This window comes from Zobellia laminariae, from assembly GCF_030553095.1.
Lineage (GTDB): Bacteria > Bacteroidota > Bacteroidia > Flavobacteriales > Flavobacteriaceae > Zobellia > Zobellia laminariae.
Genome location: NZ_CP130738.1, coordinates 1799098 through 1816621 on the forward strand (window position 1 = coordinate 1799098; position 17524 = coordinate 1816621).

The 17524-nt window shown below is 36.0% G+C and carries 12 protein-coding genes and 3 pseudogenes; 11 read left to right on the top strand and 4 right to left on the bottom strand.

Going from position 1 to position 17524, the window contains the following annotated elements:
* Positions 1-10: 10 nt before the first annotated feature.
* Positions 11-1162, bottom strand: a complete 1152-nt coding sequence (locus Q5W13_RS08525; RefSeq protein ID WP_304446010.1) for a DNA polymerase III subunit — start codon at positions 1160-1162, stop codon at positions 11-13.
* Between the two features lie 141 nt (positions 1163-1303).
* On the opposite strand from Q5W13_RS08525, the pseudogene Q5W13_RS08530 reads away from it, so the two are divergent.
* From Q5W13_RS08530 to Q5W13_RS08545, 4 genes and pseudogenes are all read left to right on the top strand, one after another.
* A pseudogene (locus Q5W13_RS08530) lies at positions 1304-2493 on the top strand (phosphoglycerate kinase).
* Positions 2494-2639: 146 nt separating this feature from the next.
* A pseudogene (locus Q5W13_RS08535) lies at positions 2640-4281 on the top strand (lytic transglycosylase domain-containing protein).
* A 12-nt stretch (positions 4282-4293) separates the two neighbouring features.
* Entirely contained in the window at positions 4294-5019 is a 726-nt protein-coding gene (locus Q5W13_RS08540; protein ID WP_304446011.1) for a DUF4837 family protein, read from the top strand.
* A gap of 5 nt (positions 5020-5024) precedes the next feature.
* Complete coding sequence (locus tag Q5W13_RS08545; protein WP_304446012.1) at positions 5025-5294, top strand: DUF4837 family protein; 270 nt, start codon at positions 5025-5027, stop codon at positions 5292-5294.
* Positions 5295-5801: 507 nt separating this feature from the next.
* On the opposite strand, the gene Q5W13_RS08550 is transcribed toward Q5W13_RS08545, so the two are convergent.
* The 3 genes from Q5W13_RS08550 to tatA form a co-directional block, all read right to left on the bottom strand.
* Positions 5802-6854 (bottom strand): OmpA family protein, encoded by a 1053-nt coding sequence (locus tag Q5W13_RS08550; RefSeq protein WP_304446013.1) that lies wholly within the window; start codon positions 6852-6854, stop codon positions 5802-5804.
* On the bottom strand, positions 6835-8442 hold the full coding sequence (locus Q5W13_RS08555) for a TolB-like translocation protein (protein WP_304446014.1): 1608 nt from the start codon (positions 8440-8442) through the stop codon (positions 6835-6837). The genes Q5W13_RS08550 and Q5W13_RS08555 overlap by 20 nt, the downstream gene beginning before the upstream one ends.
* Before the next feature lie 361 nt (positions 8443-8803).
* Positions 8804-8986 (bottom strand): twin-arginine translocase TatA/TatE family subunit, encoded by a 183-nt coding sequence (tatA, locus tag Q5W13_RS08560; RefSeq protein WP_155595309.1) that lies wholly within the window; start codon positions 8984-8986, stop codon positions 8804-8806.
* A gap of 196 nt (positions 8987-9182) precedes the next feature.
* Here tatA and Q5W13_RS08565 point away from each other — a divergent pair, with 196 nt between their 5' ends.
* The 7 genes and pseudogenes from Q5W13_RS08565 to Q5W13_RS08595 all read left to right on the top strand — a co-directional run bounded on the left by Q5W13_RS08565 (position 9183) and on the right by Q5W13_RS08595 (position 17524).
* On the top strand, positions 9183-10049 hold the full coding sequence (locus Q5W13_RS08565) for a M23 family metallopeptidase (protein WP_304446015.1): 867 nt from the start codon (positions 9183-9185) through the stop codon (positions 10047-10049).
* A 76-nt stretch (positions 10050-10125) separates the two neighbouring features.
* A pseudogene (locus Q5W13_RS08570) lies at positions 10126-11621 on the top strand (GH3 family acyl-acid amido synthetase).
* Between the two features lie 84 nt (positions 11622-11705).
* Positions 11706-12287, top strand: a complete 582-nt coding sequence (locus Q5W13_RS08575) for an acyltransferase (protein ID WP_304446016.1) — start codon at positions 11706-11708, stop codon at positions 12285-12287.
* A 224-nt stretch (positions 12288-12511) separates the two neighbouring features.
* Complete coding sequence (locus Q5W13_RS08580; RefSeq protein WP_304446017.1) at positions 12512-13450, top strand: Gfo/Idh/MocA family protein; 939 nt, start codon at positions 12512-12514, stop codon at positions 13448-13450.
* Between the two features lie 12 nt (positions 13451-13462).
* A complete protein-coding gene (gene wecB, locus Q5W13_RS08585) occupies positions 13463-14512 on the top strand; it encodes a non-hydrolyzing UDP-N-acetylglucosamine 2-epimerase (RefSeq protein ID WP_304446018.1) in 1050 nt (349 codons plus the stop codon).
* Positions 14513-14823: 311 nt separating this feature from the next.
* Positions 14824-16512 (top strand): DUF6909 family protein, encoded by a 1689-nt coding sequence (locus Q5W13_RS08590; RefSeq protein ID WP_304446019.1) that lies wholly within the window; start codon positions 14824-14826, stop codon positions 16510-16512.
* Between the two features lie 4 nt (positions 16513-16516).
* Positions 16517-17524, top strand: coding sequence for a hypothetical protein (locus tag Q5W13_RS08595; protein WP_304446020.1), 1008 nt, complete (start codon positions 16517-16519; stop codon positions 17522-17524).

Here is a 17524-nt window from a genome sequence, read left to right on the forward strand (position 1 = left end):
ATAGTATAGACTAAGCAGGTTTTCTGTGTAAAAGACGTGTTAGTTTTATAGATAAATCGGTAAGTATTATCTTAGAATTGCCATTTCGTTCCACGTGGTAAATGGCATCTTCTAGTTCTTTTACAATAATTACAATATTGTTTTCATGAACAAAAGGGGCAAATTTATCCAAGCTAAAACCATCGGCATGTATGCGCATAAAAGCAAGCTCCTTTGTATTAAAATTAATAAGCATGGCTTGCCTCATTACCGCTATGCAATAGTGTAGAAATTTCTTTTGAGTTTCCCTACCGGTCTTGGCTACTTCTTCACTCCACATAATAAGATCCTGAATGGCACTTTTATTACCCTTTGCCTTAAATGCACTGCGTACCCATTGTACGAACCATTTTTCAAAGATCAGGTCTTCAGAATCCTCGTTCATTAAATCTAATGCCTTGTTGAAGTTTCCGTTTGCTTCATGAGCAATTCGTAGCGCTTCTTCTCTTAGCGCACCTTTTTCTACAAGGGCAGTGGCCATGGCTTCTTCTGCCAGAGGCGGGAAATGTAAAACTTGACACCGGGAACGAATTGTTTGAATAATCTGTTCCTCGTCTTCGGTAATAAGAATAAAGACTGTTTTGTTGGGAGGCTCCTCTATAAGTTTTAAAAGTTTATTGGAAGCAGCGGTGTTCATTTTTTCTGCCATCCAAATCAACATCACTTTATACCCACCTTCATATGATTTTAAGACTAGTTTTCTAACAACGTCCTGAGCTTCGTCAACGCCAATTTGACCCTGTTTTTTTTCAATACCAATTAACCGGTACCAATCAAAAAGGTTACCGTAGGGTTGCTCATTTACAAACTGTCGCCATTCTTCCATATAATGGTTACTAACGGCGTGGCTTTTTATCTTATCAGAATTGGCAACGGGAAAAGCAAAATGCATATCCGGATGTGAAAGTGAACCAAACTTTAAGTTACAACTTTGGTTCTCTCCGTTATTTTCCCCGTTACTATTTTGGCAAATAATATATTGGGCGTAAGCAATTGCCATAGGAAGGGTACCTGAGCCTTCCGGTCCTACAAATAATTGGGCATGAGGAACTCTGCCAGCATCGGCACTGGTAGCCAAATGGTTCTTGATGTGAGATAGCCCTAAAATGTCATTAAACAGCATGGTCCAAAGATAACTTTTTTAATATATAAGATCCAAGGAGGTCAACATCTTAAATATGGTTAATATCTATAGTCTAATGATTTTGGACTTCCAGTCTAACATCCTTTTTATTACATTTGCCACTCGCTAAAACCGCATAACATGAAAACTGTAAACGACTTTAATTTTGAAAATAAGAAAGCTCTCATTCGCGTTGATTTCAACGTTCCTTTAGATGAGAATTTCAAAGTAGCAGATGCTAACCGTATAGAGGCTGCCAAGCCAACAATTATAAAGGTGCTTGAAGATGGCGGAAGTGCTGTTTTAATGAGCCACTTGGGAAGACCAAAAGGACAGGTAAATCCAGATTTATCTTTGCAACATATTTGCAGTAAAGTTTCTGAAGTTATTGGTGTTACCGTAAAGTTTGTTTCTGATTGTGTAGGTGATGTTGCTGAAAAAGCGGTTGCTGAACTTCAGTATAGGTGAAATACTATTATTAGAAAACCTTAGGTTCCACGCCGAAGAAGAAAAAGGAGATGAAGCCTTTGCTGAACAACTTTCTAAATTAGGAGATATCTATGTTAATGATGCTTTTGGTACAGCACATAGAGCTCATGCCTCAACTACTGTAATAGCTAAATTCTTTCCTGAAGCAAGATGTTTTGGTCTTCTTTTAGCTAAAGAAATTGAAGCTATCGATAAGGTGATGCAAACCGGAGAAAAACCAGTTTTGGCAATTTTAGGAGGCGCTAAAGTTTCTTCAAAGATTACTATTATAGAAAATATATTGGATAAGGTAGACCACCTAATTATTGGTGGTGGTATGACATATACTTTTGTTAAGGCACAAGGCGGCAAAGTAGGGGATTCTATCTGTGAGGACGATAAAATGGATATGGCATTGGATATTTTGAAAAAAGCCAAAGAAAAAAATGTTCAAGTACATATTCCTGTTGATGTTTTAGCTGCAGATGATTTTGCTAATGATGCCAATACACAAGTTGTAGATGTGGATAAAATTCCTGAGGGATGGCAAGGTTTGGATGCAGGTCCAAGAACGTTGGCAATTTTTAAAGAGGTAATCTTAAAATCTAAAACCATCCTATGGAACGGTCCTATTGGTGTTTTTGAAATGGAAAGTTTTGCTAAAGGAACAATTGCTTTGGGTAATTATATTGACGAAGCTACACAAGGTGGTGCATTTTCACTTGTAGGTGGTGGTGATTCGGTTGCTGCTGTTAAACAATTCGGTTTTGAGGATAAGGTTAGTTATGTATCTACAGGCGGAGGTGCTATGTTAGAGAGTTTAGAGGGTAAACCTTAAAGGTATCGCTGCAATAATCGGCTAACAAAGGCGTTATCGATAAACGGCGCGTAACGTTTAATTGAATAAAAATTTTATTTTTCAGAAAAAAAGTACGATTTTAGTAGGGTTACAGTTCGCTGTAACCCTATATTAATAAGAACTACTCGCACCGCTACATAAGCACTTTAGATGATAAAAAATAGAAAACGTTTCCTTACGGTATTTTCAAGTCTTGTTTTGTCTCTGCCCTTGGTGGCGCAAGAACAAGAAAAAGATTCTGTTGTAGTTGCTCAGAATCCTACAGATGAAATTGTCGTGGATACTTTGGCGATGGATTTAAAGGGTCTTGAGCAGATGGAGCAAATGGCTCTGGATAGTACTGCAATTAATGATAGCCCTATTGTCCTTAAAAAAGATAGTCTAGACTTGACTGTTAAACTTAAGGATTTACCCGAGGCCGCCAAGTATGATAGCCTTTGGATGAAAGAGCTTTACGCGAACGCATCACTATCCGATGAAATGTTTCGTGAGATTGAAAAATTAGATTACGATAAGACCTACCCTACTTCCCTTCCTACGGATACCCTAAAGGCCCGTTTGGAAAGGTTGAACCAAAAAACACCTTTCAACATAGCTTACAATCCTTCTTTGGAGAACGTCATAAAATCGTTTCTTTTTAGAAAGAGAGATCTTATGGAGCGTATGTTGACAACGAGCCAATTCTATTTTCCAATGTTTGAGCAGGAATTGGACAACCATGACATTCCTTTAGAAATGAAATATCTTTCTATTGTAGAATCAGCATTGAATCCTCGTGCTAGATCACATGTTGGTGCAACCGGTCTTTGGCAGTTTATGTACCCTACAGGAAAGCAATACAAGCTTGACGTAAGTAGCTATGTAGATGAGCGTAGTGATCCATTAAAATCTACTGTGGCCGCTTGTCAGTTCTTAGCTAAACTTTATGATATTTATGGCGATTGGGATTTGGCACTTGCTGCCTATAATTCTGGTCCAGGTAATGTAAACAAGGCTATAAGAAGGTCTGGGGGTTATAAAAACTATTGGAATATTCGTCGGTATTTGCCTAGAGAAACGGCAGGTTATGTTCCCGCATTTTTGGCTACGATGTATCTTTTTGAATACGCCGAGGAACATGGCTTAAGAGGAAAAAAATAGAAAGACCTTATTTTGAAACCGATACTGTACACGTTAAAGGCCTGATAACGTTTGATCAGGTTTCTGAGCTTACAGGTGTTAGTAAAGAAGAATTAAAGGTTTTAAACCCATCTTATAAGCTTTATGTAATTCCTTTTATAGAAGGAAAGAATAATGCTTTGCGATTGCCAAAACATGCCGTTGGAAGCTTTGTTAATAATGAAGGAGCTATCTATGACCATGTTAAAAAAGAAATAGAAAGTAAGGAAGGCCCTTTACCGCAATTGGTAAAAGAGTCTGAGCAGAATAGAATTCGATATAAAGTACGTAATGGAGACTTCCTTGGTAAAATTGCCGGGCGTTATGGGGTTCGAGTAAGCCAAATTAAACAATGGAATGGTTTACGAAGTAACAACTTAAGAATAGGACAGCGTCTTACTATTTTTCCTAGAAAAACTCCTAGGGCGGCCGTTGCTTCATCAAGTTCATCAACTCCTTCAAAAAACTTTGCACCGGGTACAAAGACCCACACAGTGCGCAGTGGAGACTCCCTTTGGACCATCTCAAAAAAATATCTGGAATTTCTGTAGATAATTTGCGAAAATGGAACGGTATTAGTGGTAAGAATCTAAAACCGGGCACAAAATTAAAATTGTGCGAATGCTCATCGTAAATCAAAACCAAAATGAAACAAGCTGGAACACTAATTTTACTCTTTTCCCTAGCGCTTTTATCCTGTAATGACTCTAAGAAGACTACCTACCTACCCTCTTCTATTGGAGCAATTAACTCTGTAGTCGTGATTATTGACAATGAGCTTTGGAACGGCAGCGTTGGTGATAGTCTCAGAAGTCATTTTGCTTCTCCTGTGGTAGGGATGCCCATGGATGAGCCTTTGTTTACTATGGAACAATTGGCACCGAAGTTTTTTACGGGTACTATTAGAAATACAAGATCTATCCTATATGTTGAGCAAGATTCGTTAAATCTTGCACATGTTAAAAGTGATATGTACGCCACGCCGCAACGTGTGGGTGTAATTAAAGGTACAACTAAAGAGGAGCTTATTGCAAATATAGATGCAAAAGCAGATGAGATTATAGCTTCTTTTAAAGACATGGAAATTGAAGCAGTTCAAAAACGTTTTAATCGTTCGTTGAATAAAGAAACTGTCTTACAGGAGAAGTTTGGTATTTCCTTGAAAGTGCCTTCTATATACAATGTGAGCAAGCAAGAAGATAATTTTGTGTGGATTGATCGTGAAATTCAGAAAGGTACCGCCAATATTGTCGTTTATCAGATGCCTGAGAATAGTTTTAATAATGATTCTACCTTGGTTAAAGATATCGTGGCAATGCGCGATTCTATAGGCGCCAAATACATTATGGCCCAGATGTTACGGGTAAGATAACCCATATGCATACAGAGCCTGCATTTGCTCCGTATGTTTATCCTGTTGAAATTGCCGGTTTAAAAGGTGTTGAGGTTAGAGGTCTTTGGGATATTAAAAATTATCCAATGGCAGGTCCTTTCCTTACGTATATATTGAACGATAAGGAACGTAATAGAAAGTTGGTGTTGGAAGGGTTTGTTTTTGCACCGGCAACCCAAAAACGGGACGACCTTTTTCAATTAGAGGCTATAATGAAAACTTTACAATTAGATACACCTGCGGTTAAGAAATAGACTGCTTTAATTTTATAATAAAAACGCCCATCTCATAAAGATGGGCGTTTTTTAGTTTTAGCTACTTCCTAAATTAAGCAAATTTAAGGTCTGTAGTTGTTTTTTGAACGAAGACCACTATTTGTCCAAGGGAAACAAGTTAAGTTCAAGAGAAAGGTTTAAAAAACCTCTAATGCCAGATTAAGGGGTTGCATCTTAGCACATTCAAATAAGACCGTTCACGAGATAATGATACTCTTGTTTAATTGCTGCTAATTTTGGTGTGCGATTCCCGTCTGATAAACTGTTTTATAATTGCTTTATACCATTGGGAATATTCTTTCTCTCGGGTTGATATTATAATTTGGGTATTAGTTCTGTCGGTTGGTTTCTGATGGTCTATTACTATCTCATAAGCAACATGTACCTATTAAAAAGAATTAAATAGCGAACTGTTTATTTATAGCTTAGACACAAAAAAACCGCTGCGATTAAGGCAGCGGTTTTTAGATATGGGGTTTATATATTTTACATGTTTAGTATAATAAATTCTGACCTTCTGTTTAGCAAGTGGTCTGCTTCTGAACAAGGAGATGAGCCATTACAATCATTAAGCAATCTATTTTCTCCGTAACCGGTAGCGCTTTCTATACGGTTGGCATCAATTCCTTGAGATATAATATAGTCTCTTGTAGATTTAGCCCTTTTATCTGACAAGTACTCGTTGTAAGACTTGGTTCCACGTGAATCCGTATGCGATTCTACTTTGATAACTATAGTCGGGAATTCTTTCATCACACTAACTAACTTATCCAGTTCTTTGGCGGCATCAGGTCTAATAGATGCTTTGTCAAAGTTAAAGTAAATCATTTCAGTCTTGATTTTCTTAATGCCATCTTCAATAGCGATCATTTCTTCAAGACGCTTCATGGCAATATCAACTTTTACTGTATCATTTACTGTAGTGGTTACTAATCTTTCGTTGTCAATAAATTTAGGTTCAACAGTTTTTAAAGTGTATTGAGTGGAATCGTTTAAGTCTTCGAAAATAAAGCTTCCGTCATCTTCGGTTGTCATTTCTTTAAGCTTGATTCCGTTTTCGTCTAAAAGCTGTACTAATGCTTGTGGCATTATATCTCCAGTTACCATTTCGGTTACTACACCAGCAATAGCATTGTTATTTTCAGGAACTTCTTCCAAAATCAATCTTTGGAAAGAGTAGATATCATCATCACCCTTACCACCTTCTCTATTAGAAGCAAAATAACCTTGTTGGTTTTCTTCGTTTACTATATATGAAAAGTCGTCCTTATTACTGTTAACAGGTTGACCCAAATTCTTAACCTCTGCAAACCCTTTCTCTGCATCAAAAGCACTCTCATAAACATCCAGACCACCTAGACCAGTGAATCCGTCAGAAGAGAAATACATTTTAGTTCCGTTAAAGAATGGGAACATTTCGCGTTGTTCTGTGTTTATTGTTGGCCCTAAGTTTCTAGGTTCTGTGAAGCTACCGTCTTCCGTAACATCAACTACAAAAATATCTGTCTTACCTAAACTACTAAGGCATATCGGAAACAAAATAAAGTTGTTTTCCATCAGGGCTTAATGCTGGATGGCCGGTAGAATAATCATCGCTATTAAAAGATACTTCTACAGCTTCCGTCCACTCATTATCTACTTTGGTAGATTTATAAATTTTAAGGTGATTGATACCTTTATCATCTCTCTTTAATTTTTTACCATAATTATTACGTGTAAAATACATGGTGCTATTATCCGGAGAAAAAGTTACCGAAGCTTCATGATATTTTGTGTTTATCTTTTTAGAAAATTTAAGTGCATTTTTAAGGTCGTTAGATTCTTCATTTACTTTTGCAACATATAAATCTAAGTAAGGTTGATCATTCCACTTATACCGTCTGGTATTAAAAAATGATGAATCCTTAGCAGAAGAAAATACAACTTGATTAGAATCTAAGAACATTGGAGAGAAATCTGAATATTCTGTATTGACCGCTAAGTTTTTGATTTCAAAATCTTTTTTAGAATTCAAGATGTTGTCTAATGCAGTTTCGTTTTCCTGAACATTATTAGCCAATTCACTAGCAGGTGCATCTTTCATTTTCTTATTGTAAAGACGCATAAGACGTTTGGATCTAGCATATTTCCCGGTACCTTTTAAAGAATGTGCGTACTTAAAAATGTTTTCAGATGACATCTCCTTGCCATAGTTTTCATAAAGTACATTGTACCATTCGTACGCTTTCTCCATATTGGTGTTAAAGTAATACGAGTCTGCTGTCTTTTGGATAACATCTTTAGAACGATTTTTTCCGCCTTTTTCTAAAGCCTGCTCATAAAGATCAGCGGCCTCAGTGTACCACATTTTATCAAAGTAGTGATCTGCCCGTTGTAAAAGCTTGGTCTTGTCAGCTGTTTCTGCAATGGTATTTATTGGTGCTTTTGTTTCTAGTTCTATTTCTTCTTCAATTTCTGTTTGTAATTCTGTTTCTGTTACAGGAACAGCATTAGTAACGTTGGCAATAGTCGCTTCCGTTTGGATTTCTTCTAACTCCTTAACCTCCCCTATTTTCTCTAGTTCTGATAAATCAGAAGTTTCAGTAATGGCCTCTAATGGTGCAATACCATTTTCAATAGACTCAGCCTCTTCATTTAAATCAACTTCCTCTCCTCCTATGGCAACACTATTTTCTATTTCAAGAATCCACTTGTCATCTGTGTAAGTGTCATCTAAGTTAGACGCCCAAGCATCTACGGCTTCAAGCCCAAAAGGATAGTATGCTAGATAAACATAGTTAAGATCATTTTCTGGATTCACAATATATCCTGCCGAATCAAATCCCTTCTTAAGAAGTTTCTTAAGTGTTTTATTAAGTGTTTTTTCTTTACTGAAAACCCCTGATATTATGTAATAACCATTCTCAGTTCCAGAAAGACCGCTAAAGGTTCTATGTGGAATTTCATGTCTATCAGCAGCTTCTTCAAAAGTTTCGTTTATGGAGAAGGTTTCTGCAGCAACAGGAGAAAAACTTACCGGTTCTGTTTCGGTAGTAATTACAATTTCTTCTGATTCTAAATTATCAAAGTCTTGGGCAAAAGTGCCATAGGACAGAAGAAAAATAAAGGCGGTTATTAGTTTTTTCATGATTGGGGTGTTTAAAAAATCAATAGATTTTTAAAATTTGGCTTGTGGTTTTTTATAGAAAATGGACTTGTATGAAGGAGTAATAGCTATGTATTATACCTTAATACTATCTTTTGATAACGTAAATTTCGGGTGAAGGTTACGTATCTCCTGCTTTTTGTTGTGAAACCCTAGTTTATAGAAGTGAATGCCTGTTAGGGTGATGTTTGGATGATGAAGTAAAGAATTTTTTAATCTTCACCAAGGAATGAACTGTGTGATAAATCTGACAAATTAAATATACCGTAAGGTATTAGCATAGAAAACAAAAACCCCTTGATGTAAATCAAGGGGTTATAGATTATAAAAATCAGGTATAAACCTATTCTTTTTTCTCTTCTAGTGCATCGTCTTCTTTAGATGCATCTTTAAATTCTTTGATACCACTACCAAGTCCACGCATTAATTCCGGAATCTTTTTTCCTCCGAACAATAAAAGAACCACTAAAACAACGATTCCTATTTGCCATGGGCCAATCGCTAAAAATATTTGTAAACTTGTCATATTTTCATTTTTTGAACAGATTCAAAGATACTAAAAAAGTCACTTGGTTAAGCTTAAATGTAAAGTCTTGCAGATTATTTTAACAGAATTTGGCAGGTTTTCTTAAATGTGATGAATGGATTGCCATGGTATTTGGAAGAATCATTAATTTAGAGCAACGGTATAAGAATCCGATTCCATCCTTTATATTTGCTTCATGGCGAAAAAAGTCAAAAAGAGAAAAGAAATTAAACGCAAACTGCTTCACAAGTATCGTTTGGTTATTCTGAATGAATCTACTTTTGAAGAGAAAATCTCTTTTAAGTTAAGTCGTCTTAACGTCTTCGTTACAGGCTCACTTTGTATTATTGGCCTAATAGCCTTAACCACGTTACTTATTGCTTTTACCCCGTTACGGGAATATATTCCGGGATACTCAAGTACAAAGCTTAAAAAGCAAGCAACAGATCTTACTTATAAAACAGATTCTTTGGTTGCCTCATTAAATAATACCAATAAGTATTTAGAGAGTATTCGTATGGTATTGCGTGGTGATGTTGCTTCTCAGGAAATTAACCTTGATTCGCTAAGAGAACAATTTAAGATAGACCCGTCTAGTGTGGATTTAACGCCTATAAAGGAAGATTCTCTTCTAAGGGCAGAAGTTGCTTTAGAGGATAAATACAATCTTTTTGAGCGTAGTGCAACAGCAACTGAAATTGAATTATTTCCACCTTTGAGCGGAGAAATATCCAATAATTATAATCCTGAAAAACGCCATTATGCAGTAGACGTTACCGCACCCAAGGATACACCCATTAAAGCAGTTGCAAATGGCACCGTAATTTTTTCTGAATGGACGGCAGATACCGGTTATGTTATTATTTTAGAGCATAAAGACGGACTTTTGAGCGTTTACAAACACAATGGTTCGTTGAACAAAAAACAAGGTGAAGTTGTTAGGGCAGGTGAAGTAATTGCATCCGTAGGAAATACGGGTGAATATACAACTGGACCTCACCTTCACTTTGAATTATGGAGTAATGGTAATGCCGTTAACCCTTTAGATTACATAGATTTTTAATTGGTGCACTTTTAAACCAATTAACTTTCAAAAGAAAAAAAGCGCACTTGCACTTTAACTGATACCTGATTTTTCTATGTCAATAAAATCACTAGGAGCCAAAATATTTGCGAAACGTATTGCTAAGCAAACAGCAAAATGGCGGGATAACCCTATAGTTACACAAGAAAAAGTGTTTCGTCAATTACTTGTAAAGGCCAGTACCACAAAATTTGGTGTTGACCATGGTTTTGACAATATAAAATCGCACGAAGACTTTGTAAATAAAGTTCCCATACGTGACTATGAGGCTTTAAAACCCTATGTAGAACAGGTTGTTGCTGGTAAGGAAGATATTCTTTGGTAGGAAAACCAGTGTATTTTGCAAAAACTTCAGGAACTACTTCTGGTGCAAAGTATATTCCAATCACGAATACCTCTATAAAGCATCAAGTAAATGCTTCAAGGAATGCCATTCTTAATTATATTGATGAAACTGGTAATGCGGATTTTGTTACCGGAAGAATGATTTTTCTGCAGGGAAGCCCTGAATTAACAGAAAAGAATGGTGTGAAATTAGGTCGGCTTTCAGGAATATCTGCTCATTATGTGCCTAATTATTTGCAAAAAAATCGATTGCCAAGCTGGGAGACCAATTGTATTGACGATTGGGAGACCAAGGTCAACACCATAGTTGATGAGACTATGAATGAGGACATGACCGTTATCGCAGGCATACCTTCTTGGGTACAAATGTATTTTGAAAAGTTAGAAAATAAATCAGGTAAGAAGGTTGGAGACCTATTCAAAAATTTTCAACTTTTTATCTACGGAGGTGTCAATTATGAACCTTACCGAGCCAAATTTGAAGGATTAATTGGTCGTAAAGTAGATAGTATAGAGCTGTTTCCCGCAAGTGAAGGGTTCTTCGCTTATCAAGATTCCCAGACAGATAAAGGAATGCTTCTTTTGTTAAATTCGGGAATATTTTATGAGTTTGTAAAAGCGGATGAGTTTTTTGAGGAAAACCCAAAACGCTTAACAATTAAGGACGTAGAGCTTAATGTAAACTATGTAATGATTATCTCTACTGATGCGGGTCTATGGGCATATAATTTAGGAGATACCGTTCAGTTTATTTCTTTAAAGCCCTATAAAGTCATTGTTTCTGGGCGCATTAAACATTTTATTTCTGCTTTTGGGGAACATGTAATTGCCAAGGAAGTGGAGGAGGCTATGCAATTGGCCGTAAAAGAAACTGGCGCAAGTATAAATGAGTTTACGGTAGCACCACAGATTACACCTGAAGGTAATGAACTACCTTATCACGAATGGTTTGTAGAGTTTGAAAAGGAACCATCAGATATGGATAGTTTTATAAATCTTCTTGATAATTCACTTCAAAAGCAAAACAGTTATTATTTTGATTTGATTGACGGAAAAGTTCTTCAGACATTAAAAGTAACTAGCATCGCAGAAGGAGGCTTTAATGCATATATGAAATCTATTGGTAAATTGGGAGGACAGAATAAAGTTCAAAGGTTGGCTAATGATCGTAAAGTAGCCGATGGGCTATCTTCTTTTCAGAAATAATTTATACTTATTGGTATTTAGAAGATTTCTTTTACAGTTTCCGTTAATCCTAATTTTAAGAATAATATACTAAAGCTTTACCATATGTCTTCCGATAATTTTTTTGCGCATGAAAGCGCTGTAATAGATGATGATTGCGTGATAGGAAAAGACTCCAAAATATGGCATTTTTCGCATATAATGTCTAATTGTAAAATTGGAAACAACTGCAACATTGGTCAAAATGTAGTGGTATCACCAAAAGTTGTGTTAGGAAACAATGTCAAGGTTCAGAATAATGTTTCTATTTATACAGGTGTTATCTGTGAGGATGATGTTTTTCTTGGTCCTTCAATGGTTTTTACAAATATTGTCAACCCTAGAAGTGCGATTATTCGGCGTGACAGCTACCAAAAAACACTTGTGAAAAAAGGAGCTTCCGTTGGGGCAAATGCGACTATTATTTGTGGTAACACCTTGGGTAAATTTTGTCTAATAGGAGCGGGAGCTGTGGTTACTAAAGAAGTTCCGGATTATGCTCTTATTGTAGGGAATCCAGGCAAACAAATAGGTTGGGTCGGTGAGTATGGACATCGTTTGGAGTTCAATGAAAAAAATTACGCATTATGTCCAGAAAGTGGTCAAGAGTATGAGCTTAAGGATGATATTGTTGAGCGTTTAAAATAGTGCATCCTTCTTTTAACCGGATTAGAGATAAATTACGATTTACAACACTTTTCTGCCTTAGATATAAACTTCCTAAATCTTAAAAAGATATTGTATTTCTGAATAATAAATTAGAAGATTCACTGTCCAAAAAGACGTCTTACCTATTTTATCAGGGGGATCGACGAAATACATGTGATAAAAATCAAAAGAATATATAGTTTCGAAAACTATAAACAGTTTAGATGAAAAACTTCGCACTCATTGGCGCAGCAGGTTATATCGCGCCTAGACATATGAAGGCTATAAAAGCCACAGGTAACAATTTAATTGCCGCTTTTGATAAAGGGGATAGTGTAGGTATAATTGATTCTTACTTTCCGGACACGGATTTTTTCGTGGAATTTGAGCGTTTTGACCGCCATATTGAAAAACTAAAATATGAGACAGACACCTATCTTGATTTTGTGAGTATATGCTCACCAAATTATTTACATGATGCGCACATTAGGTTTGCGCTACGAAGTGGCGCGGACGCCATTTGCGAAAAACCATTGGTGCTCAATCCGTGGAACGTAGATAAGTTGCAACATGTTGAGGAAAAGACAGGTAAAAGAATATATAATGTCTTGCAGTTAAGAGTTCATCCTAGTATAATAGCCCTTCGTGAAAAAGTAAAGCAAGCAAAGAAAGATACTAAGTTTGAAGTAGACCTTACGTATTTGACTTCGAGAGGGCATTGGTATCAAACCTCATGGAAAGGTAATGCGGAAAAGTCGGGAGGAATAGCTACCAATATTGGAGTTCACTTTTATGATATGCTGTCATGGATTTTTGGTGATGTACAGGAAAATAGAGTACATGTTCATGAAAATGACCATGCTGCTGGCTATTTAGAGTTTGAGCATGCAAGGGTAAAATGGTTTCTCTCAATCAATTCCAAGTATTTGCCAAAAGAAATAAAGGACGCCGGGCAGACTACTTTTAGATCTATTAAGATTAATGATGAAGAGTTAGAGTTTAGTGGAGGTTTTTCAGACTTACATACAATGGTATACAAGGATATTCTTGCTGGAAAGGGTTACGGGCTGGATGATGCAAGAACTGCAATTGAAATTGTCCATGATATTAGAAATTCAAAACCTATTGGGGTGAAAGGAGATTATCACCCACTATTAAAATAGAAAAACCATTCCATGAAAATAGTAGCTATAATAGGGGCTAGACCGCAATTTATTAAGCATTTCCCATTTGAATTAGCATGTAAGGGCAAAGTAGACCTTATAACTGTGCACACTGGGCAACATTATGATGAGAACATGAGCGAGATATTTTTCACTCAGCTCAATATGAGTCCACCAAGTTTTACACTTCACGTGGGAAGTGGATCCCATGGCGAACAAACAGGTAAAATGATGATTGAAATAGAAAAAATCATAGAAGATACAAAACCTGATGGTGTTGTGGTTTATGGTGATACTAACTCAACTTTAGCTGGCGCATTGGTTGCATCAAAATTACACATACCCTTATTTCATATTGAAGCTGGCTTACGAAGTTTTAATAAAAAAATGCCAGAAGAGGTAAATCGTGTACTTACCGATCATATTTCTGACCTATTATTTGTTCCTAGTGGTATTGCTGTGCAAAACCTTAAAGACGAGGGCGTAGAGCAAGGTGTTTATGAGGTAGGTGATATAATGAAGGATTTGGTTCAATATGTTACAGGAAACGATTTATTAAGAGATCACTCTCCAAAAGAAAAAAACTTTTATTACGCTACTATACATAGACCCTATAATACCGATGATAAAGAGAGGTTAACGTACGTTTTAGAAACACTTGAACAACTTGATAAAAAGGTCATCTTCTCTCTACATCCTAGGACAAAAAACCTTGCGTCTAGTTATGGTTTGAATCTTAAAGATTATATGAATATTTGTTTTATAGAACCACAATCTTACTTTTCTAATTTGGCTTATCTTCAAAATTCTGAAGGTCTTATAACGGATAGTGGCGGTATGCAGAAAGAAGCATATTGGCTCAAAAGGAAGTGTATAACTATACGCAAAGAAACAGAGTGGAAAGAGACGCTAGTGGACCATGCAAATATTCTTCTTTTTCAAGATTTATCGAAGATTAATGATGAATTAGAGAAGCAACCTCATAGTTACAACATCAACTTATATGGTCAAGGTAGTAGTGCTTCAAAGATGGTTGATAAGATTATTCAGTTTATAAACTAAGTAATTTTTTGGAGTATCCTTTTTAGGCGTCATTCAAACTCAATTGAACGATTTTTAAGAAACGCTGTCAATCCCCTCTTGCAGTTTAGTTTACTATACATAAAAAATAAGTCGGTATCCGAGTATAAGGTAGTTCTCTAGTATTTAGGAGAAAGGTATATGAAACTGCTTTAAAATGTATTTACTTAAATAGGCCTCTGTAGAGGTCTTTTTTGTTTCTGCTTGTTTCTGCAGGATATTATTAAAATGGCAAGAAAAATCTCATTCGCTACTACTGAAAAAATTATCGTAATTTTGGTTGAAATTTGTTTATGAGCAATACAACTACAACTACGCGCGCTCAAGAATCTACTAGTGCTATTGAGCGACTTTATATAACAATGAGACATCTGTTCAATCGTGGTTTTTATAAACCAACGGGTGTATCCGGTGAAGCTTTAAAAAATGCTTTGTTGCAATTGCGGCCAGAGATTTACGGCTCCATTGCTGAAGAAAAAGCAGAGCTTAGCGGACTGATATACGTTTTAGAACGTCTGCCAAAAGGTATTGAACAATGCCGTTTTATTAACCTGACTTCAGATGAGGGATATGGTAAATCACATTTCAAGCCAATAATACCTCCTAAACGTCGTAGAAACTGTTATCGGATAGATGATGAGCAGATGAACATCGAAATTACTCGAGGTCGTTCGGATATCTATGACATTCTTACACACTTAACCTTTCTGTTTATTGAATCTGAAAAAATCTGTAAAAGAGTTTTAATTGAAGATACCGATAAGACTATTCGAGACTGGGCTAAATTGGAAAATGCTATTCAAAAAGATGAATTAACTTTAGCTGAGAGAGAGGTAGCCGTTATTCATACAGCTAATATTTTGGGTCGTTCTTTTATCGAAATTATGGCTGTTCACAAACATTTTTCAACTAAAGAACAGCCTGATCGTTTTTTAGAAATAGTGTATTGGTTGGGTAAATTGTCTATTGAGGAAGAAATAACAGGTGAGAAAAGGGCAATTACTTTTAGTGCTTTGCTTAGAGAACGACTTGGTCATCACATTCATGGAGAGCGTTGGGCCGACATAGTAAAGGAAACTTTACAGAAAAATGGTCTAATACACCGTCCAATACACATTATTAGTGCAAATATGCACAGTGTTATGAACACCCTTTTTGCCAAAAATGCACTGAAGAAAGAGTTTTCCAATAAAGAATCCTTAAAAATATATGAGGCTTTAAGCTCGTCTTCGAATGAAGAATTACGCTCAAAAGTAACTAAGGTTGCCACCAAGAATGGAATGATAGCAATTGATGATCTTTCAGGAACAAATATTGACGTACAATTATTTGACACGGCAAAAATGGGTTCGGATGTTTGTTGTTATAAATTGCCCAAAGGTCTAGAGGATAAGGATAAGCCTGTAATTTTTGTTATGGATTACGCTTTTGGTGGTGAACAAGCTTATGAAACGATAGATGAACTGCTAAAACCATATAAAGGAACGGGAGATGAATCTATTTTCCTAGATGTAGCCTCCATTTCTATTATGGGGAAAGCAGGTATACTAGAAGGCGGTAAAGGCGATTTAATGATACCTTCTGCACATATTTTTGAGGGTACCGCAGATAATTATCCGTTCAAGAATGAATTGTGCGCACAAGATTTTGAGGGCCATGGCCTAAAAGTTTTTGAAGGAACTATGGTTACTGTTTTAGGAACATCATTGCAAAACAAAGATGTATTAAAGTTCTTTCACCAATCTACTTGGAATGTTGTAGGTCTTGAAATGGAGGGCGTTCATTATCAAAAAGCAGTACAGTCTGCTTCTAAGATACGTAAGAGTGTCCGGGAAGATATAAAGGTGCGATATGCATATTATGCCTCTGATAATCCATTAGAAACAGGTAGCACTTTGGCATCAGGCGGTTTAGGTACAACAGGAGTAAAGCCTACTTACCTTATTACCGAAAAAATATTAGAACAGATTTTTAATTCATAGTTAAATGACAGATAACAAGCCAAATAATAGCTCTACCCCCGATGAAATTGATTTGGGGCAGTTGTTTAAGATGATATCAAATGGTTTTAATCGCTTAGGTGTAGCTTTTTTACGTGTTTTTCTATATCTCAAGAAGAATGCCCTTATACTCATAGGTCTTCTTGTCATTGGTATAGTTATTAGCTTTGTTTTAGGAACCCTAAGTAGCAAGAAGTTAAAAACTGAGACCATTGTTAGGCCGAATTTTGATAGTACGGAATATATTTACGATGCTGTAAATGAGATTCAATCTAATATTAGTAGTAAAGACACTACTTTCTTTACAGAGATTGGGATTTCTATTGAAGACTTAAAGGGGTTTCGAATTGAAATTCAGCCTATTTCTGACCCAGAAGAAACAAAGGAAGAGGCAGATCAAGAATTGCAATACTTAAAGTTACTTCAGGATTTTAAAGAAGAAAGTTTTGTAGTTGATATTGTACGCTCAGAACTTACTAAAAAGAGTATTATCGCCCATCGAATTACTTTCATTTATATCAATGCAAAAAAGGGCAATCTAGTTGCGCAAAAACTTCTAAATTATATTAATAATAATAAATACTATAGCAACCTAATAAAGACTTACAGGGACAACGCCCAATTTCGAATAGATAAGAACACCTTACTTATTTCGCAAATTGACAATCTTATAGATAACTATACGAAAACGCTTTTACCTGATAATAAAGAGAGAGCTCAGGGATCAGTATATATGGAGAACGAGAGTGCTCTTAATATGGGTAGCTTACTCAGTTTAAAAAATAGATTTCTAAAAGAAATTGAAGAAAAGAAGTCAGAGCTTACAGAGCAGACCGAAATTCTTAGTGTTATTAATATGGGTAAAACTCAGGTTTTTAAGAAGCCCTTTTTAAATAATAAATTTTTCTTGGTACCTATGGCTTTAGTTATTTTGTTTTTCATAATATCTTTTATTAGGTTCTTAAACAGAAAAGCTCGCGAGCTACAATTATAG